This window comes from Pseudomonas sp. HD6515, from assembly GCF_024971855.1.
In the GTDB taxonomy this organism is placed as follows: Bacteria; Pseudomonadota; Gammaproteobacteria; order Pseudomonadales; family Pseudomonadaceae; genus Aquipseudomonas; species Aquipseudomonas alloputida.
In genome coordinates this window covers 4,573,509-4,597,644 of the sequence record NZ_CP079827.1, presented here as the reverse complement: position 1 = coordinate 4,597,644, position 24,136 = coordinate 4,573,509, and the positions used below count along the sequence as shown (strand labels likewise).

The 24,136-nt window shown below is 62.8% G+C and carries 23 protein-coding genes and 1 tRNA gene; 20 read left to right on the top strand and 4 right to left on the bottom strand.

All coding sequences use genetic code 11. The features are described from left to right. Positions 1-259: 259 nt before the first annotated feature. Entirely contained in the window at positions 260-3,535 is a 3,276-nt protein-coding gene (rne, locus tag KW568_RS21325) for a ribonuclease E (RefSeq protein WP_033725197.1), read from the bottom strand. Positions 3,536-4,332: 797 nt separating this feature from the next. On the opposite strand from rne, the gene rluC reads away from it, so the two are divergent. The 3 genes from rluC to KW568_RS21310 are packed head-to-tail and all read left to right on the top strand — an operon-like array spanning position 4,333 to position 6,963. Beyond that, complete coding sequence (rluC, locus tag KW568_RS21320) at positions 4,333-5,289, top strand: 23S rRNA pseudouridine(955/2504/2580) synthase RluC (protein WP_259536716.1); 957 nt, start codon at positions 4,333-4,335, stop codon at positions 5,287-5,289. A gap of 3 nt (positions 5,290-5,292) precedes the next feature. After that, positions 5,293-5,967, top strand: coding sequence for an HAD family hydrolase (locus KW568_RS21315; RefSeq protein ID WP_004576623.1), 675 nt, complete (start codon positions 5,293-5,295; stop codon positions 5,965-5,967). Positions 5,968-5,973: 6 nt separating this feature from the next. After that, on the top strand, positions 5,974-6,963 hold the full coding sequence (locus KW568_RS21310; RefSeq protein WP_004576624.1) for a S49 family peptidase: 990 nt from the start codon (positions 5,974-5,976) through the stop codon (positions 6,961-6,963). A gap of 305 nt (positions 6,964-7,268) precedes the next feature. On the opposite strand, the gene KW568_RS21305 is transcribed toward KW568_RS21310, so the two are convergent. After that, positions 7,269-7,847: a nucleoside triphosphate pyrophosphatase gene (locus KW568_RS21305; RefSeq protein WP_004576625.1), complete on the bottom strand. Its 579-nt coding sequence runs from the start codon at positions 7,845-7,847 to the stop codon at positions 7,269-7,271. 96 nt (positions 7,848-7,943) lie between these two features. On the opposite strand from KW568_RS21305, the gene KW568_RS21300 reads away from it, so the two are divergent. The 17 genes from KW568_RS21300 (at position 7,944) to KW568_RS21220 (ending at position 22,649) form a co-directional block, all read left to right on the top strand. Next, on the top strand, positions 7,944-8,471 hold the full coding sequence (locus KW568_RS21300) for a YceD family protein (RefSeq protein WP_003247153.1): 528 nt from the start codon (positions 7,944-7,946) through the stop codon (positions 8,469-8,471). Between the two features lie 13 nt (positions 8,472-8,484). After that, positions 8,485-8,667: a 50S ribosomal protein L32 gene (gene rpmF, locus KW568_RS21295; RefSeq protein WP_003247154.1), complete on the top strand. Its 183-nt coding sequence runs from the start codon at positions 8,485-8,487 to the stop codon at positions 8,665-8,667. A gap of 3 nt (positions 8,668-8,670) precedes the next feature. Beyond that, positions 8,671-9,681 (top strand): phosphate acyltransferase PlsX, encoded by a 1,011-nt coding sequence (gene plsX, locus KW568_RS21290; protein WP_080634975.1) that lies wholly within the window; start codon positions 8,671-8,673, stop codon positions 9,679-9,681. Positions 9,682-9,808: 127 nt separating this feature from the next. Then, positions 9,809-10,747: an ACP S-malonyltransferase gene (fabD, locus tag KW568_RS21285; protein WP_080634976.1), complete on the top strand. Its 939-nt coding sequence runs from the start codon at positions 9,809-9,811 to the stop codon at positions 10,745-10,747. A gap of 15 nt (positions 10,748-10,762) precedes the next feature. Next, positions 10,763-11,503 carry a 3-oxoacyl-ACP reductase FabG gene (gene fabG, locus KW568_RS21280; protein WP_003247160.1) on the top strand — a complete coding sequence of 247 codons (741 nt, stop codon included), beginning with the start codon at positions 10,763-10,765 and terminating at the stop codon, positions 11,501-11,503. A 203-nt stretch (positions 11,504-11,706) separates the two neighbouring features. Beyond that, a complete protein-coding gene (gene acpP, locus KW568_RS21275; protein WP_003247161.1) occupies positions 11,707-11,943 on the top strand; it encodes an acyl carrier protein in 237 nt (78 codons plus the stop codon). 187 nt (positions 11,944-12,130) lie between these two features. Beyond that, complete coding sequence (gene fabF, locus KW568_RS21270) at positions 12,131-13,375, top strand: beta-ketoacyl-ACP synthase II (protein WP_003247162.1); 1,245 nt, start codon at positions 12,131-12,133, stop codon at positions 13,373-13,375. Next, a complete protein-coding gene (pabC, locus tag KW568_RS21265; RefSeq protein WP_003247163.1) occupies positions 13,375-14,190 on the top strand; it encodes an aminodeoxychorismate lyase in 816 nt (271 codons plus the stop codon). Before fabF ends, pabC begins: the two co-directional genes overlap by 1 nt. Positions 14,191-14,194: 4 nt before the next feature. After that, the gene (gene mltG / locus KW568_RS21260; RefSeq protein WP_003247164.1) at positions 14,195-15,415 is read left to right on the top strand and encodes an endolytic transglycosylase MltG; all 1,221 of its coding nucleotides are present in this window, start codon (positions 14,195-14,197) and stop codon (positions 15,413-15,415) included. Positions 15,416-15,424: 9 nt separating this feature from the next. After that, positions 15,425-16,057 (top strand): dTMP kinase, encoded by a 633-nt coding sequence (tmk, locus tag KW568_RS21255; protein WP_003247165.1) that lies wholly within the window; start codon positions 15,425-15,427, stop codon positions 16,055-16,057. Then, the gene (locus KW568_RS21250) at positions 16,050-17,036 is read left to right on the top strand and encodes a DNA polymerase III subunit delta' (protein WP_003247167.1); all 987 of its coding nucleotides are present in this window, start codon (positions 16,050-16,052) and stop codon (positions 17,034-17,036) included. Before tmk ends, KW568_RS21250 begins: the two co-directional genes overlap by 8 nt. A 30-nt stretch (positions 17,037-17,066) precedes the next feature. Next, on the top strand, positions 17,067-17,849 hold the full coding sequence (locus KW568_RS21245; protein ID WP_004576627.1) for a TatD family hydrolase: 783 nt from the start codon (positions 17,067-17,069) through the stop codon (positions 17,847-17,849). A gap of 824 nt (positions 17,850-18,673) precedes the next feature. Continuing rightward, positions 18,674-19,309 (top strand): TetR/AcrR family transcriptional regulator, encoded by a 636-nt coding sequence (locus KW568_RS21240; protein ID WP_003247170.1) that lies wholly within the window; start codon positions 18,674-18,676, stop codon positions 19,307-19,309. Positions 19,310-19,565: 256 nt separating this feature from the next. Then, positions 19,566-20,534, top strand: coding sequence for a GTP 3',8-cyclase MoaA (locus KW568_RS21235; RefSeq protein WP_003247171.1), 969 nt, complete (start codon positions 19,566-19,568; stop codon positions 20,532-20,534). A 66-nt stretch (positions 20,535-20,600) separates the two neighbouring features. Further along, complete coding sequence (locus tag KW568_RS21230) at positions 20,601-21,206, top strand: DUF4823 domain-containing protein (protein WP_004577221.1); 606 nt, start codon at positions 20,601-20,603, stop codon at positions 21,204-21,206. 10 nt (positions 21,207-21,216) lie between these two features. After that, positions 21,217-21,774 (top strand): DUF1285 domain-containing protein, encoded by a 558-nt coding sequence (locus KW568_RS21225; protein ID WP_003247173.1) that lies wholly within the window; start codon positions 21,217-21,219, stop codon positions 21,772-21,774. Between the two features lie 473 nt (positions 21,775-22,247). After that, positions 22,248-22,649 carry a cupin domain-containing protein gene (locus KW568_RS21220; RefSeq protein ID WP_003247176.1) on the top strand — a complete coding sequence of 134 codons (402 nt, stop codon included), beginning with the start codon at positions 22,248-22,250 and terminating at the stop codon, positions 22,647-22,649. Positions 22,650-22,707: 58 nt separating this feature from the next. Here KW568_RS21220 and KW568_RS21215 read toward each other — a convergent pair. Beyond that, positions 22,708-22,783, bottom strand: a tRNA-Asn gene (locus KW568_RS21215). Positions 22,784-22,845: 62 nt separating this feature from the next. Continuing rightward, on the bottom strand, positions 22,846-24,042 hold the full coding sequence (locus tag KW568_RS21210) for an amino acid aminotransferase (RefSeq protein WP_003247178.1): 1,197 nt from the start codon (positions 24,040-24,042) through the stop codon (positions 22,846-22,848). Between the last annotated feature and the right edge of the window lie 94 nt (positions 24,043-24,136).

Below are 24,136 nucleotides of genomic sequence, written 5' to 3'. Positions count from 1 at the left end.
GGCCGTCGTGTAGGAGCGGGTTTACCCGCGAAAGGGCCGGGCCTGGTGGCCAATTTCCACCTGCCGTTCACCGTTGCCGCCGCCACCGTATTCGCGGGTAAACCCGCTCCTACACGCTGATCGGTGGTGGACACACATCGGGGGGGGGTGGACACAGGCCATTGTAGGAGCGGGTTTACCCGCGAAGAGGCCCGTCAGGCAAACCAAAAAAAGCCCCGCCAGTTTGCACTGGCGGGGCTTTTTCATTCAGCTTTGGCTATCAGCCGTGATGAGGTTTGTGCTCATCGGCGGCTTCCAGGGCTGGTTCCTGGGAAGCTGCAGCAGCTTCCTGTGCCGCTTTGGCAGCAGCCTCGGCCTCCCGCTTGCGGCGACGCACTTCACGTGGGTCGTTCGGTGCACGGCCGTTGGCCAGCATGACAGTGGCAGGTTCGACCACTGCAGGTGCAGGTTCGACCACCGCAGGTGCAGGCTCGGCCACCACTTCTGGCTGGGCTTCGACAACCGGGGCAGGCTGTGCGGCAACCGGAGCGACTTCGACCACGGCCGGGGCCTGTTCGATCTCACCGGCTTCTACCGCTGGGGCTTCTGCTGGGGTTTCAGTGACCACGGTTTCTGCAACTACGACCGGCTCAACAGCAGGTGCATCTTCAGCGACAGGCTGCGGGGCCATTTCGACCACAGGCTCGGCAGTTGCCTCGGCTGCGGCCACTGGCTCGGTGACCGGCTGCTCGACCGCTGGGGCCACGGACGCTTCTTCAGCTTTGGTGACCGCTTCGACCTGCTCGACCGGTTGGGCGGCTTCGCTGTTGTCGGTTTCTGCAACGGCAGTGACTTCGGCAGTAGCACGCTCGGCCTGCTGGTTGGCCTGGGCTTCTGCGTCGGAGCTGATGTTGCTGCTGGCGACAGCAGCCGTCACGGCAAGGCCGGCAGCCAGTTCGGCACCCAGCTCGGTGGCCTGGTGCTGTTGTGGCTGCTCTTCGCTGCCTTCTTCCTCACTGCCGTCGATCAGCTCGCCATTGGCATTGCGCTGACGCTCACGACGGTTGCTGCGACGACGCTGGCCACGGGAGCGGCGGCGTGGGCGCTCGCCATCGGTGCCTTCCTGCTCGTCTTGCAGCAGCTCTTCGCTTGGCAGTTGCTCTTCGGCCAGTTCGGCAGCCTGCTCGGTTGCTTCTTCGGCAGCGCGTGGTTGGCGTTCTTCGCGTGGTGGGCGCGGGGCGCGCTCTTCACGTGGGGCGCGTTCTTCCCGAGGTGCGCGCTCTTCACGTGGAGCACGTTCTTCACGCGGTGCGCGTTCTTCACGTGGAGCACGTTCTTCACGCGGTGCGCGTTCTTCACGTGGCGCACGTTCTTCGCGAGGTGCGCGTTCTTCGCGTGGAGCACGCTCTTCGCGGGCTACACGTTCTTCACGCGGCTGGCGCTCTTCGCGTTCGGCTGGCGGGGTGGCGTCCAGCGGTTCGCGCAGCTCGCGAACGCGCTCTTCGCCGCGGTTGCTACGGCGGTCTTCGCGTGGCTGGCGCGGAGTACGTTCTTCACGCGGTGCACGCTCTTCACGTGGGGCACGTTCCTCACGCGGTGCACGTTCTTCACGTGGGGCGCGTTCCTCACGCGGTGCACGTTCTTCGCGTGGGGCGCGTTCCTCGCGCGGTGCGCGCTCGGCACGCTCTTCACGCGGTTTGCGTTCTTCGTCGCGGCGGCCGTTGCGGTTGCGGCTTTGCTGGCGGCCGTTGCGGCGTTCTTCGTTACGCGGGCTGCGCTCGGCAGCCGGTTTTTCGGCGGCGGGCACCACTGGCGCGGCGGCAGGCTCGTCCTTGCCGGCGAACAGGCTCACCAGCGACTTCACCAGGCCCTTGAACAGGCTTGGCTCCGGAGCGCTCGGGGCAGGGGCGACCGGGGCGGCAGGCTGGGGCTCTTCAGCGGCGGCCGGTACCGGTGCGTTGGCGCGGGCCGGGGCCGTCTTCACTGCGGCTTCCTGGCGTACCAGGGTGCGGGTGGCGGTCGGCTGCGGCGCTTCTTCAGCTTCGGCGGCGGCGATTTCGTAGCTGGACTGGTTGTTCAGCACTTCAGGGTTGTCGTCGCGCAGGCGCTGGACTTCGAAGTGCGGGGTTTCCAGGTGGTCGTTCGGCAGGATGATGATGCGCGCGCGGGTGCGCAGCTCGATCTTGGTGATCGAGTTACGCTTTTCGTTCAGCAGGAACGCGGCTACCGGGATCGGCACTTGAGCACGTACTTCGGCGGTGCGGTCCTTCAGGGCTTCTTCTTCGATCAGGCGCAGGATGGCCAGCGACAGCGATTCGACGTCACGGATGATGCCGGTGCCGGAGCAGCGTGGGCAGACGATGCCGCTGCTTTCGCCCAGCGATGGGCGCAGACGCTGACGGGACATTTCCAGCAGGCCGAAGCGCGAGATGCGGCCAACCTGCACGCGGGCGCGGTCGGCTTCCAGGCATTCACGCACGCGCTCTTCAACAGCGCGCTGGTTTTTCGCCGGGGTCATGTCGATGAAGTCGATGACGATCAGGCCGCCGATGTCACGCAGGCGCAGCTGGCGGGCAATTTCCTCGGCCGCTTCCAGGTTGGTCTGCAGGGCGGTTTCTTCGATGTCGCTGCCTTTGGTGGCGCGCGCCGAGTTGATGTCGATGGACACCAGGGCTTCGGTCGGGTCGATCACGATCGAACCGCCGGACGGCAGGTCGACCACGCGCTGGAAGGCGGTCTCGATCTGGCTTTCGATCTGGAAGCGGTTGAACAGCGGCACGCTGTCTTCGTACAGCTTGACCTTGCTGGCGTACTGCGGCATCACCTGGCGGATGAAGGTCAGCGCTTCTTCCTGGGCGTCGATGCTGTCGATCAGCACTTCGCCGATGTCCTGGCGCAGGTAGTCGCGGATGGCGCGGATGATGACGTTGCTTTCCTGGTAGATCAGGAATGGCGCGGCGCGGTCCAGGGACGCTTCCTTGATGGCGGTCCACAGCTGCAGCAGGTAATCCAGGTCCCACTGCATTTCTTCGCTGCTGCGGCCAAGGCCGGCAGTGCGCACGATCAGGCCCATGTCGCCCGGTACAGTCAGGCCGTTCAGGGCTTCGCGCAGTTCGTTGCGCTCTTCGCCTTCGATGCGGCGCGAGATGCCACCGGCACGCGGGTTGTTGGGCATCAGCACCAGGTAGCGGCCGGCCAGGCTGATGAAGGTGGTGAGGGCGGCGCCTTTGTTGCCGCGCTCTTCCTTCTCGACCTGAACGATGACTTCCTGGCCTTCGCTGAGCACTTCCTTGATGTTGACCCGGCCTTCTGGGGCCTTCTTGAAGTACTCGCGGGAGATTTCTTTCAGCGGCAGGAAGCCGTGACGTTCGGAACCGAAGTCGACGAAGGCGGCTTCGAGACTGGGTTCGATGCGGGTGATCTTGCCTTTGTAGATGTTGGCCTTTTTCTGCTCGCGCGCGCCGGACTCGATGTCCAGGTCGTAGAGACGTTGGCCGTCCACCAGGGCTACACGCAACTCTTCGGGTTGAGTCGCGTTAATCAGCATTCTTTTCATGTTGTACCGTCGGTTTCCGGGCTGCCGGAAACGGCGTTCGGCACACACGACGTCTCATGGTCGGTGCCAAGGTGCGCAAAGGGTGGCCGGGCCACCCCCGTGTCGAGCGACGTTCGGCACCAGCCGGTTGCCCAGCCTGCCGTTGTCGCGACGACGCGTCCTGTTTGCTGCGGTGCCAACAAGGCCCCGGTGGCTTCGAATAGGTATCCGAATCAACCAAGCGGGCCTTGTGCACTCAGTCAGGAGGAGGAATCAACCGTCAGCCGTGGACGCCCGGAGGGCATCTGTTCAGGACCTTATCCGCTCACCAGCCGTCAGTGGGCTGGTGGCCGGACGCGGTGCTACACGGTCCGAGGGCTGTGCATCTCCACCCTGCACGTATCCCTGATAATTCGGGTGCTGCCGCGCGCTGAATCCGCAACGGGTTGCATTTTTCGCCAGCGCTGGTTCTGCGCTGGCGCCATTCATGTCCAAGGCAGGTATTTCCGAAGCATTCGCCGGGCGATGCGTGGAAGCGACTCGCGGGCAGAGGTGCAGCGAAAAGAATCGGGTAAGCAGGTGAAACACCGCACTTGTCGTTTTTTTTCGGTCTTCTCTACACGGCGCTGGTGGCGATTCCAGGCATTTCGGTAAACTGGCGAAAACCCCGTAGGACGGCCTCGCGTCCTGGAGAATTGCGAAGGTCAAGGACCGGCAAAGAGCCTGGTGCCGCTGGCCTGCCGCTTTTGGCGGCGTTCGCGACTATAGCAGCAATGATTAAGTGCTTCAATTCCATAAAAAATTGTTATGATCTCGCAATGACGACCAATACCCCTCCGACTTCCGGCGTTCAGCTGATCGAAGTCGCGCCGGAGCTTGCCGGCCAACGCATCGATAATTTCCTCATCACGGCCCTCAAGGGCGTGCCCAAGACACTGGTCTACCGCATCCTGCGCAAGGGTGAGGTGAGGGTCAACAAGGGCCGCGTCAAGCCGGAGTACAAGATCCAGGCCGGCGACATCGTGCGCGTTCCGCCCGTCCGCTTGCCGGAACGAGACGAACCGGCGCCGGTGGCCCAAGGCCTGCTGCAGCGTCTGGAAGCCGCCATTGTCTACGAGGACAAGGCGCTTATCGTGATGAACAAGCCGGCCGGCATCGCCGTGCACGGCGGCAGCGGCCTGAGCTTCGGGGTGATCGAGGCGCTGCGCCAGTTGCGCCCGGACGCCAAGGAGCTGGAGCTGGTGCACCGCCTGGATCGCGACACGTCTGGTCTGTTGATGATCGCCAAGAAGCGCAGCATGCTGCGCCACCTGCATGCCGCCCTGCGCGGCGATGGTGTCGACAAGCGCTACATGGCGCTGGTGCGCGGCCACTGGCCAGCCTCGAAAAAGCAGGTCAACGCGCCGTTGCTCAAGAGCAACCTGCGTTCCGGCGAGCGCATGGTCGAGGTGAACGATGAAGGCAAGGAGGCCCTGACCCTGTTTCGCGTGCTGCGCCGCTTTGGCGACTTTGCCACCATTGTCGAGGCACGCCCGATCACCGGTCGTACCCATCAGATCCGCGTGCACACCTTGCATGCCGGGCACATGATCGCTGGCGATAGCAAATACGGCGACGAAGACTTCAGCCGGGAAATTCGCGAGTTGGGTGGCAAGCGCCTGTTCCTGCATGCCTACGCGTTGACTGTACCGCTGCCCGACGGTGGCGAGTTGAAGCTCGAGGCGCCTGTGGATGAGGTATGGGCGAAAACCGTTGAACGTTTGAGTGCGTCCTGATCCATGAAAAAAGGCTATGAGCTACTGATCTTCGACTGGGACGGCACCCTGGCCGATTCCATTGGTCGTATCGTCGAGGCCATGAATGTCGCCGCAGAGCGTGCCGGCGAGGCACAGAGCAGCGATGATGCGGTCAAGGGTATCATCGGCCTGGCCTTGGACGAGGCGATCCACACCTTGTACCCGCACCTGGTGCCCGCAGAGGTTGCCAGCTTCCGCCAGCACTATGCCGATGTCTACGTCGCACTGGATCAGCAACCTTCGCCGCTGTTCGATGGCGTGGTCGAGTCGCTGGATGCCTTTCGCGCCGAGGGCTACCGCCTGGCGGTGGCCACCGGCAAGGCTCGTCGCGGGCTGGATCGGGTGCTCAAGGCCAATGGCTGGGAGCGGTTCTTCGACATCACCCGTGCCGCTGACGAGACCCGTGGCAAGCCACACCCGCTGATGCTTGAGGAAATCCTCGGGCATTGTGGCGTCGAACCGTCGCGTGCGCTGATGGTCGGAGATTCGGCATTCGACCTGCAGATGGCCAGCAATGCCGGCATGCATTCGGTGGCGGTTGGCTATGGTGCCATGTCGCTGCAGGCGCTGGCCGAGTTTGGCCCGCAGGTATGTATCGATCACTTTTCCCAGTTGCGCGAGTGGCTGGGTGGTTCCGCAATTCCACTTCCAAGGTAGGTAAGCATGGCAGACGAATGGAAAGCCCCTGAGCCCGAGCCCGGGGAGCGCGAAGAGCGCAACAGCTGGAAGCTCCTGGAAAAGACCTTGCTGGCGAGCGTGCAGGAGCAGCGACGGTCGCGGCGCTGGGGGATCTTCTTCAAGCTGCTGACCTTCGTCTACCTGTTCGGCATTCTGGCGTTGTTCTCGCCGCTGATGGACATGGACAAGGCCGCTTCGCGCAGTGCCAGTCATACCGCGTTGGTCGAGGTGCGGGGGGTGATTGCCGATCAGGAGGCTGCCAGCGCCGATAACATCGTCAAGAGCCTGCGAGAGGCGTTCAAGGACGACAAGACCAAGGCTGTGGTGATGCGCATCAACAGCCCGGGTGGCAGCCCGGTGCAGGCGGGTTACGTGTATGACGAAATCCGTCGCCTGCGTGCCGAATATCCCGCCATCAAGCTGTATGCGGTGATCGCCGACCTTGGGGCTTCCGGTGCCTATTATATCGCCAGTGCGGCGGACGAGATCTATGCCGACAAGGCCAGTCTGGTGGGTTCCATTGGGGTGACGGCGGCGGGTTATGGCTTTGTTGGTACCATGGAGAAGCTTGGGGTCGAGCGGCGTGCCTATACATCGGGTGAGCACAAGGCGTTCCTTGATCCGTTTTCGCCGGAAAAACCAGAAGAGACCCGGTTCTGGCAGGGCGTGCTGGACACCACGCACCAGCAGTTCATCGCCATGGTCAAGCAGGGGCGGGGTGAGCGCCTGAAGGACAAGGAGCATCCGGAGTTGTTCAGTGGCCTTATCTGGTCGGGTGAGCAGGCCAAGGCGCTGGGGCTGGTGGATGGCTTGGGCAGTGCCAGCTATGTGGCGCGTGAGATCGTGGGGGAGAAGGAGTTGGTGGACTTCACCGTTCAGGAGTCGCCTTTCGATCGCTTCTCCAAGCGCGTGGGTGCCAGCGTGGCTGAGCACCTGGCGATGTGGATGGGGTTCCAGGGGCCGCAGTTGCGTTGAGTTTGTCGCAGTTCTTGTGGTGTCTGGCAGATCGAGCGCCGCCCGCGCGGCGCGCTCATCGATCGGGGTGCCCAGCGGTGCGTTGTAGGGGCGGGTTTACCCGCGAATAGGCCGGACCTGCCGTCCAATACCCTGGCCTTTCACCGTCGCAGCACCATCGCATTCGCGAGCATGAGCTGGTGTCGCCACGCCCGTTGTAGGAGCGGGTTTACCCGCGAATAGGCCGGACCTGCCGGCCAATATCCCCGATCGTTCACCCTCCCGGGCGGCGCTCGATCCGTCGGGCGCCAAAATCTCCAGCCAGGCTACGGAACCACCACCCCTTCCTTGGTCAGCATATCCACCAGCCGAATCAGTGGCAGCCCGATCAGGCTGGTTGCATCGCACCCATGGGTGCTCTGGAACAGGCTCACCCCCAACCCCTCCGCCTTGAAGCTCCCTGCGCAATCCAGCGGCTGTTCCGTCGCGACGTAGCGCTCCACGCGCTCGCGGCTCAATTCGCGCATCGTGACGGTAAACGGCACGCAATCCACCTGGCATTGCCCGGTGGCGCTGTTCAGCAGTGCCAGTCCAGTCAGAAAGCTCACCTGCTGCCCGCTACACTCGAGCAGTTGCTCGCAAGCCCGCTCGAAGGTGTGCGGCTTACCCAGCACCTGTTCGCCCAGCACAGCTACCTGGTCCGACCCGATAATCAGGTGCCTGGGATGGCTGTCCGCCAAGGCCTCGGCTTTTTGCCTGGCAAGGCGGCGTACCAGCTCAACGGCTGGCTCGTCTTGCCGGCGCTGCTCGTCTATATCGGGGCTTGCCCAGGTGAAGGGCAGGTGCAGGCGAGCGAGCAGTTCGCGGCGATAGGCAGAGCTGGAAGCCAGTAACAAAGGAAGCATGGTAGACTCCGGGTTCGGTTGAACCAATTCTATCACGCACGATGCCGCCTAATTTCCTTTGACAGGGGCGGGGGGCATCCCTAGAATGCTGCGCCTATGTTGAATGACCCGATTCCACCTCACGTTGACCCGCGCAAATTAGCCGATCGTGGCGTAACCCTTAACGGTTCGCTGCAACTCGCTGATTTGGAAAGACTCTGCGACCCGCTTTCCGACAATGTCGGTACGGTGCAGGCGAAGTTCGATTTTGAACGAGATGAACAGCACGTGGTGGTAATCCACAGCGAGCTGGACGTCGAAGTCAAGATGGTTTGCCAGCGTTGTCTTGAGCTGGTCACCCTACCGGTCCACAGCGAATGTACATACGCCGTGGTGAAGGAGGGTGCGAATACCCAGTCGTTGCCGAAAGGCTATGACGTGCTGGAACTGGGCGAAGATCCTTTGGATCTGCAGGCATTGGTCGAGGAGGAGCTTTTGCTCGCCTTGCCAATCGTGCCTGCTCATCATCCGGAAGAATGCCAGCAGCCGGCGGGCGCAGACGAGCCCGAATCGAGCAAGGACGAGGTATCGCGGTCCAACCCGTTCAGTGTTTTGGCGCAGTTAAAGCGTGACCCAAACGTTTAGGAGTTAATCAATTATGGCTGTTCAGCAGAACAAAAAATCCCGCTCTGCCCGTGACATGCGCCGTTCGCACGACGCTCTGTCGGAAAACGCGCTGTCGGTAGAGAAAACCACCGGTGAAGTTCACCTGCGTCACCACGTTTCGCCAGAAGGCGTTTACCGTGGTCGTAAAGTGGTCGACAAGGGCGCTGACGAGTAATCCTTGTCCGCTCAGGTCATCGCGATCGACGCAATGGGCGGGGACTTCGGTCCCCGCAGCATTGTCCAGGCTAGCATTGCCTGCCTTTCGGCTACCCCCTCGCTCCACCTGACCCTCGTCGGTCAACCCTCCCTCCTTGAAGATCTCATCAGTGGCTTGCCAGCTGCGGATCGCGCGCGCCTGCAGATTGTGGCCGCCAGTGAGGTAGTCGGCATGGACGAGCGGCCATCCCAGGCGTTGCGCGGCAAGCCGGATTCGTCGATGCGCATCGCCCTCGAACTGGTGCGCGACGGAAAAGCCCAGGCCTGTGTCAGTGCCGGCAATACCGGGGCGCTGATGGCGTTGTCGCGCTTCGTGCTCAAGACCCTGCCGGGTATCGACCGGCCGGCCATGGTGGCGGCGATCCCGACCCAGACGGGTTACTGTCAATTGCTCGATCTGGGCGCCAATGTCGACTGCAGCGCCGAAAACCTCTACCAGTTCGCGGTAATGGGCTCGGTGGCCGCTCAGGCCCTGGGTGTGCATCGGCCACGCGTGGCGCTGTTGAACATCGGTACCGAGGACATCAAGGGTAACCAGCAGGTCAAGCTGGCTGCCACGTTGTTGCAGGGCGCCCGTGGGCTCAACTATGTCGGTTTCGTCGAAGGGGATGGCCTGTACCGGGGTGAGGCAGACGTGGTGGTGTGCGACGGTTTTGTCGGCAACATACTGCTCAAGTCCAGCGAGGGCCTGGCGACGATGATCGGTGCGCGCATCGAAAAACTGTTCAAGGGCGGTGCTTTTGCCCGCGTTGCCGGGGCCGTTGCCATGCCGCTGCTCAAGCGTCTGCAGGCCGACCTGGCGCCGGCGCGGCATAATGGGGCGAGCTTTCTGGGGCTACAGGGTATCGTCATCAAGAGTCATGGCTCGGCGGGCGTGCAGGGGTTTCAGAGTGCCATCCAGCGGGCGCTGATCGAAATTCAGGAAAACCTGCCGCAGCGGCTGCATGGCCGCCTTGAAGACCTGTTGCCTTAGGCATTTCGCCGATGAAGTGCTTAAATGTGACCGCTTGGTCTGTGTTTCCATCCAAGTTTTCAGATTCCGCGCCTGGCCTCGGGCCTGGCGCACACTATCCGACGACAAGATCATAAGGGCTTGTTCAATGTCTGCATCCCTCGCATTCGTCTTTCCCGGTCAAGGTTCCCAGTCGCTGGGCATGCTCGCCGAGCTCGGCGCCGAGAAGCCAGTGATCATCGAAACCTTCAAGGAAGCGTCCGAAGCGCTCGGCTACGACCTGTGGAAGCTGGTCCAGGACGGCCCGGAAGAGCAACTTAACCAGACCGACAAGACCCAGCCGGCGATCCTTACTGCGTCCATCGCACTGTGGCGCCTGTGGCTGGAAGAGGGCGGTGCCAAGCCGGCCTTCGTTTCCGGTCACAGCCTGGGCGAATACAGCGCCCTGGTCGCCGCCGGCAGCATCAGCCTGAAAGATGCCGTTCGCCTGGTCGAGCGCCGCGGTCAGCTGATGCAGGAAGCCGTACCGGCCGGTCACGGCGCCATGGCTGCCATTCTCGGCCTGGACGACGCTGTGGTCGTGGAAATCTGCGCCGAAGCCGCTGAGGATGAAGTGGTCAGCGCCGTGAACTTCAACTCGCCTGGTCAGGTGGTCATCGCCGGCAACAAGGCGGCGGTAGACCGCGCCATGGAGCTGTGCAAGGCCAAAGGTGCCAAGCGCGCCCTGCCACTGGCGGTGAGCGTCCCGTCGCACTGCGCCCTGATGAAGCCCGCCGCCGAGCGCTTTGCCGATTCGGTCAATGCCATCGAATGGAAGGCCCCGCAGATTCCGGTGGTACAGAACGTCACTGCCGCCGTCGGCGCCGACCTCGATGCCCTCAAGCACGACCTGCTGGCACAGCTGTACCAGCCGGTGCGCTGGGTCGAGTGCGTGCAGACCCTGGCCGCCAACGGTGCGGTCAACCTGGTCGAGTGTGGCCCGGGCAAGGTCCTGGCTGGCCTTAACAAGCGTTGCGCCGACGGCGTGACCACCTACAACCTCAACACCCCTGACGCCGTTGCTGCCACTCGCGCGGCACTGGCCTGATTTGGAGAAGCTTGCATGAGCCTGCAAGGTAAAGTTGCACTGGTTACCGGCGCCAGCCGTGGCATTGGCCAGGCCATCGCCCTCGAGCTGGGCCGCCAGGGCGCGACCGTGATCGGTACCGCCACGTCGGCGTCCGGCGCCGAGCGCATCGCTGCCACCCTGAAAGAACACGGCATCACCGGCACCGGCATGGAGCTGAACGTGACCAGCGCCGAATCGGTTGAAGCCGTGCTGGCCGCCATTGGCGAGCAGTTCGGTGCGCCGGCCATCCTCGTCAACAACGCCGGTATCACCCGCGACAACCTGATGCTGCGCATGAAAGACGACGAGTGGTTCGATGTCATCGACACCAACCTCAACAGCCTCTACCGTCTGTCCAAGGGCGTGCTGCGTGGCATGACCAAGGCACGTTGGGGTCGTATCATCAGCATCGGCTCGGTCGTTGGTGCCATGGGTAACGCAGGTCAGGCCAACTACGCGGCTGCCAAGGCCGGTCTGGAAGGTTTCAGCCGCGCCCTGGCGCGTGAAGTGGGTTCGCGTGGTATCACCGTCAACTCGGTGACCCCAGGCTTCATCGATACCGACATGACCCGCGAGCTGCCAGAAGCTCAGCGCGAAGCCCTGCAGACCCAGATTCCGCTGGGCCGCCTGGGCCAGGCTGACGAAATTGCCAAGGTGGTTTCGTTCCTGGCGTCCGACGGCGCCGCCTACGTGACCGGCGCTACCGTGCCGGTCAACGGCGGGATGTACATGTAATACTGCAACTCAATGTGACGGGTTTCGTAAAAAAAGAGTCATACTGCGAGCCTAAAATCCGTTATAAAGCTGCAACCAGATTCCAGGCAGCGGGTGTGGTGACTAGCCTGAAGGTGCGTTTAGCTTGAAAAGCGAACGTCTTTCTATAAAATTAGCCACCGGCCAGCTGCCTGACATATATCCATTAGGAGTGAAAACTAGGTATGAGCACCATCGAAGAACGCGTCAAGAAAATCGTCGCCGAGCAACTGGGCGTCAAGGAAGAAGAAGTGACTGAGACTAAGTCCTTCGTCGATGACCTGGGTGCCGATTCGCTTGACACCGTTGAACTGGTGATGGCTCTGGAAGAGGAATTCGAGACCGAAATCCCTGACGAAGAAGCCGAGAAGATCACTACCGTTCAAGCTGCCATCGACTACGTCAAAGCCCACCAGGCCTAAGACGCTACAGTCGACGTTTCTTGTCGGGGAAAACCGCACTGCCTTCGCTGGCGTGCGGTTTTTTCTTTGCGAGCGCCTCGCATTTTTCAGGTGGCTTCGTTCACCGCGCACCAAGAGCTTGTTGCCATTTCATTCCAGCGCTTGAATGCAATGGCAAGAGACTCTGTTATTAGAAAAGGAGAGTACTGTGTCGCGTAGACGCGTCGTGGTCACCGGTATGGGTATGCTGTCGCCACTGGGTACCGATGTACCGAGCACCTGGCAGGGCATTCTGGCTGGCCGCAGTGGCATTGGTCCGATCGAACACACGGACCTGTCTGCCTACTCCACCCGTTTTGGCGGCTCGGTGAAAGGCTTCGAGGTTGAGCAGTACCTGTCGGCCAAAGAGGCCCGCAAGCTCGACCTGTTCATCCAGTACGGCCTGGCGGCTGGTTTCCAGGCTGTGCGTAATGCCGGCCTGGAGGTCACCGATGCCAACCGCGAGCGTATTGGCGTGGCCATGGGCTCGGGTATCGGTGGTCTGACCAACATCGAAGAAACCAGCCGCACCCTGCACGATTCAGGGCCGCGCCGCATTTCGCCGTTCTTCGTGCCGGGCTCGATCATCAACATGATCTCCGGTTTCCTGTCGATCCACCTGGGCCTGCAAGGGCCGAACTATGCCATCGCCACTGCGTGCACCACCGGCACCCATTGCATCGGCATGGCCGCGCGCAATATCGCCTACGGTGAAGCTGATGTGATGATCGCCGGTGGCGCCGAAATGGCGGCTTGTGGTCTGGGCATGGGCGGTTTTGGCGCTTCGCGCGCGCTGTCTACCCGCAACGATGAACCCAGCCGGGCCAGCCGGCCGTGGGACAAGGGGCGTGACGGGTTTGTGTTGTCCGACGGTGCTGGGGCCCTGGTGCTCGAGGAGCTGGAGCACGCCAAGGCCCGCGGGGCGACTATCTACGCCGAACTGGTTGGCTTTGGCATGAGCGGCGACGCCTACCACATGACGTCGCCGCCCGACTCTGGCGAAGGCGCTGCCCGCTGCATGGCCAACGCCTTGCGCGATGCCGGTATCCAGCCGGAAGACGTCAGCTACATCAACGCCCACGGCACTTCTACCCCAGCGGGCGATGTGGCCGAAGTGGCGGCGATCAAGCGCGTGTTCGGCGAGCATGCCTACAAGCTGGCGGTCAGCTCGACCAAGTCGATGACGGGCCACCTGCTGGGCGCCGCAGGCGCGGTGGAAGCGATCTTCAGCGTGCTGGCAATCAATAGCCAGATGGCCCCACCGACCATCAACCTGGACGAGCCGGACGAAGGGTGTGACCTCGACTTCGTTCCCCACCAGGCGCGCAGCATGCCGATCGACGTGGTGCTGTCCAACTCGTTCGGCTTTGGCGGCACCAACGGCTCGCTGGTATTCCGCCGGTTTGCCGACTGATGCACAGCTGGATCGACGGCCAGCCGGCGACTGCACTCAACCTGCAGAACCGCGGCCTGGCCTACGGCGATGGCCTGTTCGAAACCATCGCCGTGCGAGGTGCCCAGCCCAGCTTGCTGGACGGCCACCTTGCACGCCTGGCACTGGGCTGCCAGCGCTTGGCGATCAACACCGACCTGGCGCTGGTGCGCGACGAGCTGCTGCGTTACGCCAGCCAGCTGGGTGAGGGTGTCGTCAAACTTATCCTTACCCGTGGCGATAGCCAGCGTGGCTATGCGCCAGCTGTCGATGCAGCGCCGCGGCGTATCCTGCAAGGCAGCCCATTACCCCGCTATCCTGTCGAGCATGCTGAGCATGGCGTGCGTTTGTTCCCTTGCCAGACCCGGCTTGGGGAACAACCACTGCTGGCCGGCCTCAAACACCTTAACCGCCTGGAGCAGGTGCTGGCCCGTGCCGAATGGCAGGACAGCGACCATGCCGAAGGCCTGATGCGTGACGCGCAGGGCAGGGTGATCGAAGGGGTATACAGCAATCTGTTTCTGGTGCGCGATGGCGTGTTGCTTACCGCCGACCTTAGCCGTTGTGGCGTGGCGGGCGTGATGCGTGCCGCACTGCTGGAACAGGCCCCGCTGCTGGGTATTGCGGCACATGTCTGCGACCTGTCGTTCGAGGCGCTTGAGCAAGCGGATGAAGTATTTGTTTGCAATAGCGTTTACGGCATTTGGCCCGTGTGTGGCGTAGCCGCGCTAAACTGGTCGCCGGGCCCGCTCACTCGTAAACTGCAGGCCGTTGCCCGTACGTTACTGGAAACCTGAATTCGTGAGACGTAAATTCCTGCTGTTGCTGGAAATGGGCTTGATCCTTGCCGGCCTGGCGTTTGGCTGGTCGGCCTGGAAGGTCAACTCGGTCCTGGAGCAGCCCCTGCACGTCACGCAGGAGCGCCTGCTGGATGTGCCCAATGGCACTAACCCCAACCGCATGTTCTACAGCATGCAAAGAGATGGGTTGCTTGACGATGCTGTCTGGTTGCGTTTGTACTGGCGCTTCAACATGGCCGGCACCCCGCTGCACACTGGCGAGTACCGTCTTACCCCTGGGATGACCGTCGAGCAGTTGTTCGACGCCTGGCGTCGTGCCGACGTGGTGCAGTACAACCTCACCCTGGTCGAAGGCTGGACCTTCCGTCAGGTGCGTGCGGCCGTGGCCAAGCATGAAAAGATCAAGCATACCCTGGACGGCTTGTCGGATGCCGAGGTCATGGACAAGCTCGGCCATACCGGTGTATTCCCCGAAGGCCGCTTCTTCCCCGACACTTACCGCTTCGTGCGGGGTATGACCGATGTCGAGTTGCTGCAGCAGGCCTACATGCGTCTGGACGAAGTGCTGGCCAAGGAGTGGGCCGAGCGCTCCACCGACCTGCCGTATCGTGACCCTTACCAGGCGCTGATCATGGCCTCCCTGGTCGAAAAGGAAACCGGCATTCCGCAGGAGCGCGGGCAGATCGCCGGCGTGTTCGTGCGGCGCATGCGCCTGGGTATGATGCTGCAGACGGACCCGACGGTTATCTATGGCATGGGTGAACGCTATAACGGCAAGATCACCCGCGCCGACCTGCGCGAGCCAACGCCCTACAACACTTACACCATGACTGGGCTGCCACCGACCCCGATCGCCATGGTCGGCCGCGAGGCGATTCACGCGGCGCTGAACCCGTCCAATGGCACCAGCCTTTACTTCGTCGCCCGCGGCGATGGCAGCCATGTGTTTTCCGACGACCTCGACGACCACAATTCGGCAGTGCGCGAGTTCCAGCTCAAGCGCCGGTCGGACTACCGCTCCAGCCCCGCGCCGCAGCAAGAGGCCAAGCCAGGGGCCGATGATGCCGAACAGGCGTCGGGCGCCGACGATGCGCAGCGCCCTGAGCCGCCAGCAGCGGACGAGCCAGCTGCGCAGCCAGCCCCCGATCAAGCGCCCGCGCAGGATGCCCCTGCCGGCGGTGCGCAAGCGGCCGAGCGGCCGACGCCTGACGAACAACATTAAGGACTGCCTGTGAGCGGCTTGTTTATAACTTTGGAAGGCCCCGAAGGCGCGGGCAAGAGCACCAATCGCGACTACCTGGCCGCGCGCCTGCGCGAACACGGCCTGGACGTGGTGCTGACCCGTGAGCCAGGCGGTACGCCGCTGGCGGAAAAGGTGCGTGAACTGTTGCTGACGCCCAGCGACGAAGGCATGGCGGCCGACACCGAGCTGCTGCTGGTGTTCGCCGCTCGCGCCCAGCACCTGGCGCAGGTCATCCGGCCGGCGCTGGCACGCGGGTCTGTGGTGCTGTGTGACCGTTTCACGGACGCCACCTATGCCTATCAGGGCGGCGGTCGTGGTTTGTCGGTCGAGCGTATCGCTGTTCTGGAGCAATTCGTCCAGGGCGACCTGCGCCCGGACCTGACCCTGGTCTTCGACCTGCCGGTAGAAGTGGGCCTTGCCCGCGCCGCCGCCCGTGGTCGCCTGGACCGATTCGAGCAGGAAGGGCAGGCGTTCTTCGAAGCAGTGCGCCAGGCGTACCTGCAGCGCGCCCAAGGCGCGCCACAGCGCTACAGCCTGCTTGATGCGGCACAATCCCTGGAGGCTGTGCAGCGTGACATCGACGCTCTGCTGCCAGGCATTCTGGAGCGTTGCCGTGGCTGAGGCCTACCCTTGGCAGCAGGCGCTGTGGCAGCAACTGGCCGGTCGTAGCCGCCACGCCCACGCTTATCTGCTGCATGGGCCGCAGGGTATTGGCAAGCGGGCCATGGCCGAGCGCCTGATGGCGCGCCTGTTGTGCCAGCAGCCGCAGGGCCTGGACGCTTGTGGGGCGTGTAAGTCGTGCCTGTTGCTCAAGGCCGGCAGCCACCCGGACAACTTCGTCCTCGAGCCGGAGGAGGCTGACAAGCCGATCAAGGTCGACCAGGTACGGGAGCTGGTGGCCTTTGTGGTGCAGACCGCGCAGTTGGGCGGGCGCAAGGTGGTGTTGATCGAGCCGGTGGAGGCGATGAATGTAAACGCCTCAAACGCCCTGCTCAAAAGCCTTGAAGAACCTTCCGGTGACACCGTGTTGTTGCTGGTGACGCACCAGCCCAGCCGTCTGTTGCCGACGATCAAGAGCCGCTGCCAGCAGGTGGCCTGCCCGCAGCCCAGCCTGGCCCAGAGCCAGGCATGGCTGGCTGGCGCGTTACCCGACTGCGACGAGGTCGAGCGCGATGAGCTGCTGACGCTGGCAGCGGGCTCGCCATTGATGGCGGTCAGCCTGCAGGCGCAGGGTGTGCGCGAGCAACGCGCGCTGGTGGCCGATGGGGTGAAGAAGCTGCTCAAGCAGCAGCAATCGCCCAGCCAGCTGGCCGATGCCTGGAGCGGTGTGCCGTTGTTGCTGCTGTTCGACTGGTTCTGCGATTGGTCGCACCTGATCCTGCGCTACCAGTTGACCCAGGACGAGGAAGGGTTAGGCTTGGCCGATATGCGCAAGGTCGTGCAATACCTGGCGCAGAAGAGCCGCCAGGCCAAGGTGCTGGAAGTGCAGGCCTGGATCCTCGAGCAGCGCCAGAAGGTGCTGGGCAAGGCCAACCTCAACCGTGCCTTGTTGCTTGAATCGCTGCTGGCTCACTGGCTGCAACTGCCGGGTGCCCGCTGATTTCCCATTTTTCATGTGTGCCGTTATCCCATGCTCGTAGATTCCCATTGCCACCTCGACCGTCTTGACCTCAGTGCCCACCAGGGCTCCCTCGATGCTGCCCTGCAGGCGGCGCGTGAGCGTGGGGTCGGGCATTTCCTGTGCATTGGCGTCAGTGCCGAGAATGCGGGTGCAGTGAAGGCGCTGAGCGAGCAGTACGCTGACGTCGACTGCTCGGTGGGCGTGCACCCGCTGGACCTGGCCCCTGGCGAAACCCCGGCGTTGGAGTGGCTGTTGCGCGAATTGGCCCACCCGCATGTGGTGGCGATTGGTGAAACCGGGCTGGATTACCACTATGAGCCAGAGGCGGCAGAGCTGCAGCAGGCTTCGTTCCGCCTGCACCTTGAGGCCTCCAGGCAGACCGGCAAGCCGGTGATCGTGCATACCCGGGCAGCGCGCGCCGATACCCTGGCGCTGCTGCGTGAGGCGAGCCTGCCGCAAGCGGGTGTGCTGCACTGCTTCACCGAAGACTGGGACATGGCCAAGGCGGCGCTGGACCTGGGTTATTACATTTCGCTGTCGGGCATCGTGACCTTCCGCAATGCTGATGCCTTGCGGGAAGTAGCGCGGCAGGTGCCTGTCGATCGCTTGCTGGTGGAGACCGATTCGCCCTACCTGGCGCCAATTCCGTACCGGGGCAAGCCGAACCTGCCGCAGTACGTGCGGGAGGTGGCGGAGTATGTGGCTTCGTTGCGTGGGGCCAGTTATGAGCAGTTGGCCGAGCAGACTACCGCCAACTTCAAGCGGCTGTTCCCGTTGGCGCGAGTGGCTTGATTTACCGGGGTTAAAGATTGTGTGAGGGGCACAAGGTGCCTGCCACAACCCTTGCAGCGCCTGTGAGATCGAGCGCCGCCCGCGCGGCGCTTCGCGGGTAAACCCGCTCCTACGTTTGTTTCGGGCCAGTCCGTCCTGTGCCAGGCGCGCGCGACCGCCTTGTTTGTACGACGCGATATCGAGGCGTGCGCCAAGGCGTTCGCGCGCAAATCCCACAGGCCTAATTGGCCCGAAACAAGCGTAGGAGCGGGTTTACCCGCGAAGCGCCGCGCGGGCGGCGCCCGATCTCCCTTCTGTGCCAGGCGCGCGCGACCGCCTTGTTTGTACGACGCGATATCGAGGGGTGCGCCAAGGCGTTCGCGCGCAAATCCCACGGGCCTAATTGGCCCGAAACAAGCGTAGGAGCGGGTTTCCCCGCGAAGCGCCGCGCGGGCGGCGCTCGATCTCACAGGCGCTGAGAATCTTGCGGCACGCACCTGGCAGCCGTCACACCACCCTCCCCACAAAAAAAACCCGGGTTCTGGGGGAGGAATCCGGGTTAAGACCATTAGGAGTAAAACAAAGGTACGCGGTCCCTGAGCACCTTTATCGGCGCGCCACTGGGGGGGGATGCGCCGCGCCAACACTTCAAGTATTGGTCAGGTTTGGCGCAGTGCCAGTGCATATTGGACGTTTTTTAAACAGATTTGGAATACGCCAACGTTTCATTCCTCCCGCAGCGCATGGCTGTATGCATCGTGAAACACAGACATGCGTGGATGATCCGTGCAATTTCCCGCAAGTTAGGCATAATAAACCGCTTCGATTGTCATCCAGTCCTTCCCATGCAGAAAGAACCTCGTAAGGTCCGTGAGTTTCGCCGTCGCGAACAGGAAATCCTCGATACCGCGCTCAAGCTGTTTCTCGAGCAAGGTGAAGACAGCGTCACCGTCGAGATGATCGCCGACGCCGTGGGCATCGGCAAAGGCACGATCTACAAGCACTTCAAGTCCAAGGCGGAGATCTACCTGCGCCTGATGCTCGATTACGAGCGTGACCTGAACGAGCTGTTGCACTCGGCCGACGTCGACCGTGACAAGGAAGCGCTGTCGCGCGCCTACTTCGAGTTCCGCATGCGCGATCCGCAACGCTACCGGCTGTTCGACCGCCTTGAAGAAAAGGTGGTCAAGGGCAATCAGGTGCCGGAAATGGTCGAGCAGCTGCACAGCATCCGTGCCTCCAACTTCGACCGCCTGACCCAGCTGATCAAGGGCCGTATCAGCGAAGGCAAGCTCGAAGACGTGCCGCCGTATTTCCACTACTGCGCTGCCTGGGCGCTGGTGCACGGCGCTGTGGCGCTGTACCACTCGCCGTTCTGGAGCAATGTGCTGGAGGACCAGGAAGGCTTCTTCCAGTTCCTGATGGACATTGGCGTGCGTATGGGCAACAAGCGCAAGCGCGACCCGGAACCCTCGAACTGAGCCTTGCGCGAAACTGCGCGGGCCCTATGGGGGCGGGCGCGCCCGCGAACACCGGCGCAGCCCGTGCCAGGCACCGCGTTTGATTCTTCGCGGGTACGCCCGCTCCCATAAGCACTGCGTCGTGCGTTCTCTGCGCGGCAGTGCAGCCCAAAGCGTTTCGCTATCGTCTGGACATTCGGCATTGCTCATGGGGCTTGCAAAAACCTGATTTATGAGTCAGGTTTTGCCGGCCCCTTCATCCATGCCGGAGTCATTCATGATTGTCGATCGTCAAGGCAGGCGCTTTCGCAACCTGCGCGTCAGCCTGACGGCTGCCTGCAACTACGCTTGCACCTACTGCGTACCCGACGGCAAGCGGCTGGTGGCGGCGCAGGACGAGCTGTCTGCGGATGCCCTGGCCCGCGGCGTGGCCTATCTGATCGAAGCCGCCGGCATCGAGCGTCTGCGGATTACTGGCGGTGAGCCACTGGTCAGCCCGCGCCTGGATGCCTTTCTGGCTGCCGTGGCCAAACTCGACCTTGACGACGTCTCGCTGACCACCAACGGCCAGTTGCTGGCGCGCAAGTTGCCGCAACTGCAGGCGGCGGGGATTCGTCGGCTGAACGTTTCCCTCGACACCCTCGACCCGCTGGCTTTCCGCCAGATTGCCCGTGGCGGCGACCTGGGCACTGTGCTGGACGCAATGGAGCAGGCCCGCGCCGTGGGTATGCGAATCAAGGTCAATATGGTGCCGATGCGCGGGAAAAACCTTGATCAGGTACTGCCGCTGCTGGATTACTGCCTCGCGCGCGGCTTCGAGCTGCGCTTCATCGAGCTCATGCGCATGGGTCACCTCTCTCACGATCGCAACGCCTTCCTCCAACAGTTTGTAGGCCTCGACCAGCTGCTTGCGCTGATCGGCGGCCAGCATACCTACGCCCAGGTGAATGCGCCGCTGGACGCCACAGCCATGCGTTACCACATCCCTGGCAGGGGCCACTTCGGCGTCATTGCCAACGAAAGCGTGCCGTTTTGCCGGACCTGCTCGCGGCTGCGCCTGTCTTCTACGGGCTGGCTGCATGGCTGCCTGTCGTCAGGTAACCGGCACTTCGTCGGCGACCTGCTGGAAAAACCGCGTCATCAGGCGCTGCCGGCCTTGCAGCGGTTGTTGGTCAAGGCTTTGGCTGACAAGCAGGACGTGGCCTTCTCCGGTGGCGTGACAGTCATGAAAGTGATCGGTGGCTGAAGCTGGCGCAAAAGCTGCATCCGCCGGCTATTCGCCGGTTTTTCGTCGCCGGCCACTGGAGGAAAGATGCGTAGCCTGGTCTTGCTGCTGGCGCTGATGGCGCTGGGCGGCTGCATGAATGTCAGCGATATGGGCGAAGGCGTCCGCTATCACATGAGCGATGCCGGTCTGCTGGACCACAGCGAAACCCGTCGCACCTTGTCGATCCGCCTGCAGCCTGATTCGTTCATTTTCATTGGCCAGGGTGCATTCGTGCCGCCGGGCGAGGGGCCGGTGCCTCGGCAGAATGCAGTGGCCGAGCAGGCCTTCAAGAGCTTCGTCGAATACTTCCCGATGGTACGTCGTGCCCAAGGCCCGCTGGGCCTCGAAGAGGCCATTGCCCAGGCGCGCTCGGTGGGTGCGGACTACGTGTTGTACACGCGCTTCGCACGTACCGACGATCGCATCGGCAATGGTGACGAGTGGTATGACGAGCAGGCCGTCGACCGCTTGGGCTGGGACTCTGGCGTGGTGCAGATGATGCTGATCGAAACCAGTACCCGCTACCTGATCGACACCGCACGCATCAAGAGCCGTGGCGGTTTGTTGACGTTCCACGACAACACGCCGGAGGATTTGCTTGGTGCGCCGATGCGCGAGTACGCTCGTAGCCTCCTGGGCATGAGTGAATGAGGCAAGCGTGATGAGCGACTCCGGCAAGGCCAATGACCTTCTGGCGCAGATCCCCAAGGCCAAGGGGCTGCCGCCGGTGCACCTGTGGAACCCGGATTTCTGTGGTGACATCGACATGCGCATCGCCCGCGATGGCACCTGGTACTACCTGGGCACGCCGATCGGGCGCAAGCCGATGGTGCGGCTGTTCTCTACCATCATTCGCCGCGACGGCGATGACTACTTCCTGATTACCCCGGTAGAGAAGGTTGGCATTCGTGTCGACGATGCGCCATTCGTGGCCGTGCTGCTGGACGTGCAGGGCGAAGGCGAACAGCAGGTGCTGCGCTTTACCAGCAATGTCGAGGACCAGGTCGAGGCGGGGCCGGATAACCCCCTGCGGGTAGTGATCGACCCGGTGACGCAGGAGCCATCACCGTATGTGCTGATGCGCAGCAACCTGGAGGCGCTGATACATCGCAATGTGTTTTACCAACTGGTGGAGCTGGCGGTGCCGCATGTGATCGACGGGGAGGAGTGGCTTGGGGTGTGGAGTCGGGGGGCGTTTTACCCGATCGGGCGCGGCTGAGGCCTATGTTGACGATGTCGGCCTCTTCGCGGGTAAACCCGCTCCTGCACACGCATCGGTGATTGGGCGCAGGCTCGTCGTAGGAGCGGGTTCACCCGCGAATGGGCCGGGCCTGCCAGCCAATTTCCACCCGCCGTTCACCGTCGCCGCCGCCACCGTATTCGCGGATAAACCCGCTCCTACGCACGCATCGAGGGCGGCACAGGCCGTCGTAGGAGCGGGTTCACCCGCGAATGGGCCGGGCCTGCCAGCCAATGTCCACCCGTCGTTCACCGTCGCCGCCGCCACCGTATTCGCGGGTAAACCCGCTCCTACGCACGCATCGAGGGCGGCACAGGCCGTCGTAGGAGCGGGTTTACCCGCGAAAGGGCCGGTACAGGCGAAAATCGGCCCCCTGCTTTTCCCCCGGATTGGCCATTTGTCTTCAGCCAATCAGGGTCTAACCTGCAGGCACTTGTCCTCCAGGAAAGCTCATGAATCCATTAGCCATCATCCTCTTCGCACTGCTCGCCGCCCAAACACCCGCTTGGGCCCACGGTGATGTCGCCGACCAGGTCAAGGTCCTGCAACAACAGCAGCCCTCTAATGCCCCCGGCAAAACCGCCGTCATGCTCACCGTCAGCTACGCCCCGGGCGAGGCATCACCCGCACATCAGCATCCGGGCGCAGTCATGGCTTACGTCCTGGAAGGGGCGGTGGTATCGAAGCTCAACAGCGAGCAGGAAAAGACCTACAAGGCCGGCGATTATTGGTACGAGGCGCCGGGCACCGTGCACAGCGTTTCACGCAACGCCAGCAAAACCCAGCCGGCCAGTTTGCTGGTCTGGAGCCTGGTGGACGAGGGCAAGCCAGTGACCGAGGTGCTTGGCCAATAATTCCAGCGCAACGAAAAAGTCCCCGGTTGCTTGCGCATCCGGGGGCTTCTTCAATGTCTGGCTCCGCGACCTGGACTCGAACCAGGGACCCAATGATTAACAGTCATTTGCTCTACCGACTGAGCTATCGCGGAATCTGCGCGTATCTTACTGATTGCCTGGGAGAAGTCAACCCACCCCCAGGCAAAACAATGAGTTACAGCACTTCCACGATCGCTTTGGTCACCACGTGGATGTTGCTCTGGTTCAGCGCGGCCACCGCGATACGGCCGGTGTCCAGGGCATAGATGCCGAAGTCGTTCTTCAGGCGGGCGACCTGTTCAACGGTCAGGCCCGAGTAGGAGAACATGCCAACCTGGCGGCCAACGAAGCTGAAGTCGCGGTTGGCACCGTATTCGGCCAGCAGCGAAACCATCTGCTTGCGCATGCCGTGGATGCGCTCGCGCATTTCGGCCAGTTCGGTTTCCCACATCTGGCGCAGTTCTGCGCTGTTCAGCACGGTGGCAACAATGGTTGCGCCGTGGGTTGGCGGGTTGGAGTAGGTGGTGCGGATCACGCGCTTGACCTGCGACAGCACGCGGGTGCTCTCGTCCTTGGAGGCGGTGACGATCGACAGTGCGCCGACGCGCTCGCCGTACAGCGAGAACGATTTGGAGAACGAGCTGGAAACAAAGAACTCCAGGCCCGACTCGGCGAACAGGCGCACGGCGAAGGCGTCTTCGGCGATACCGTCACCAAAGCCCTGGTAGGCCATGTCGAGGAACGGCACGTGGCCCTTGGCCTTGACCACTTCCAGGACGTTCTTCCAGTCGTCCAGGTTCAGGTCGACACCGGTCGGGTTGTGGCAGCAGGCGTGCAGCACCACGATCGAGCCGGACGGCAGGGCGTTGAGGTCTTCGAGCATGCCGGCGCGGTTGACGTCGTTGGTCGGCGCATCGTAGTAGCGGTAGGTCTGCACCGGGAAGCCGGCTGATTCGAACAGCGCACGGTGGTTTTCCCAGCTAGGGTCGCTGATGGCAACCACGGCGTTGGGCGAGAGGCGCTTGAGGAAGTCGGCACCGATCTTCAGTGCGCCGGTACCACCGACGGCCTGCACGGTGACCACGCGGCCGGCGGCCAGCAGTGGCGACTCGGCGCCGAACAGCAGCTTCTGCACAGCCTGGTCGTAGGTGGCGATGCCGTCGATCGGCAGGTAGCCGCGCGAAGCGTGCTGGGCGGCACGCTGGGTTTCGGCTTCGATCACGGCGCGCAGCAGCGGAATGCGGCCCTCCTCATTGCAATACACGCCTACGCCCAGGTTGACCTTGTCGGTACGTGGGTCGGCGTTGAATGCTTCGTTGAGGCCCAGAATAGGGTCGCGGGGTGCCAGCTCGACAGCGGAAAACAGGCTCATTGTTACCTTGGCTCTGATTGGAGTGTGATAGGGCGTACACGCTCCAGCCGAATGCACTGAAGCGGTGCACAAACGGGGAGTCAGTATAGTGATA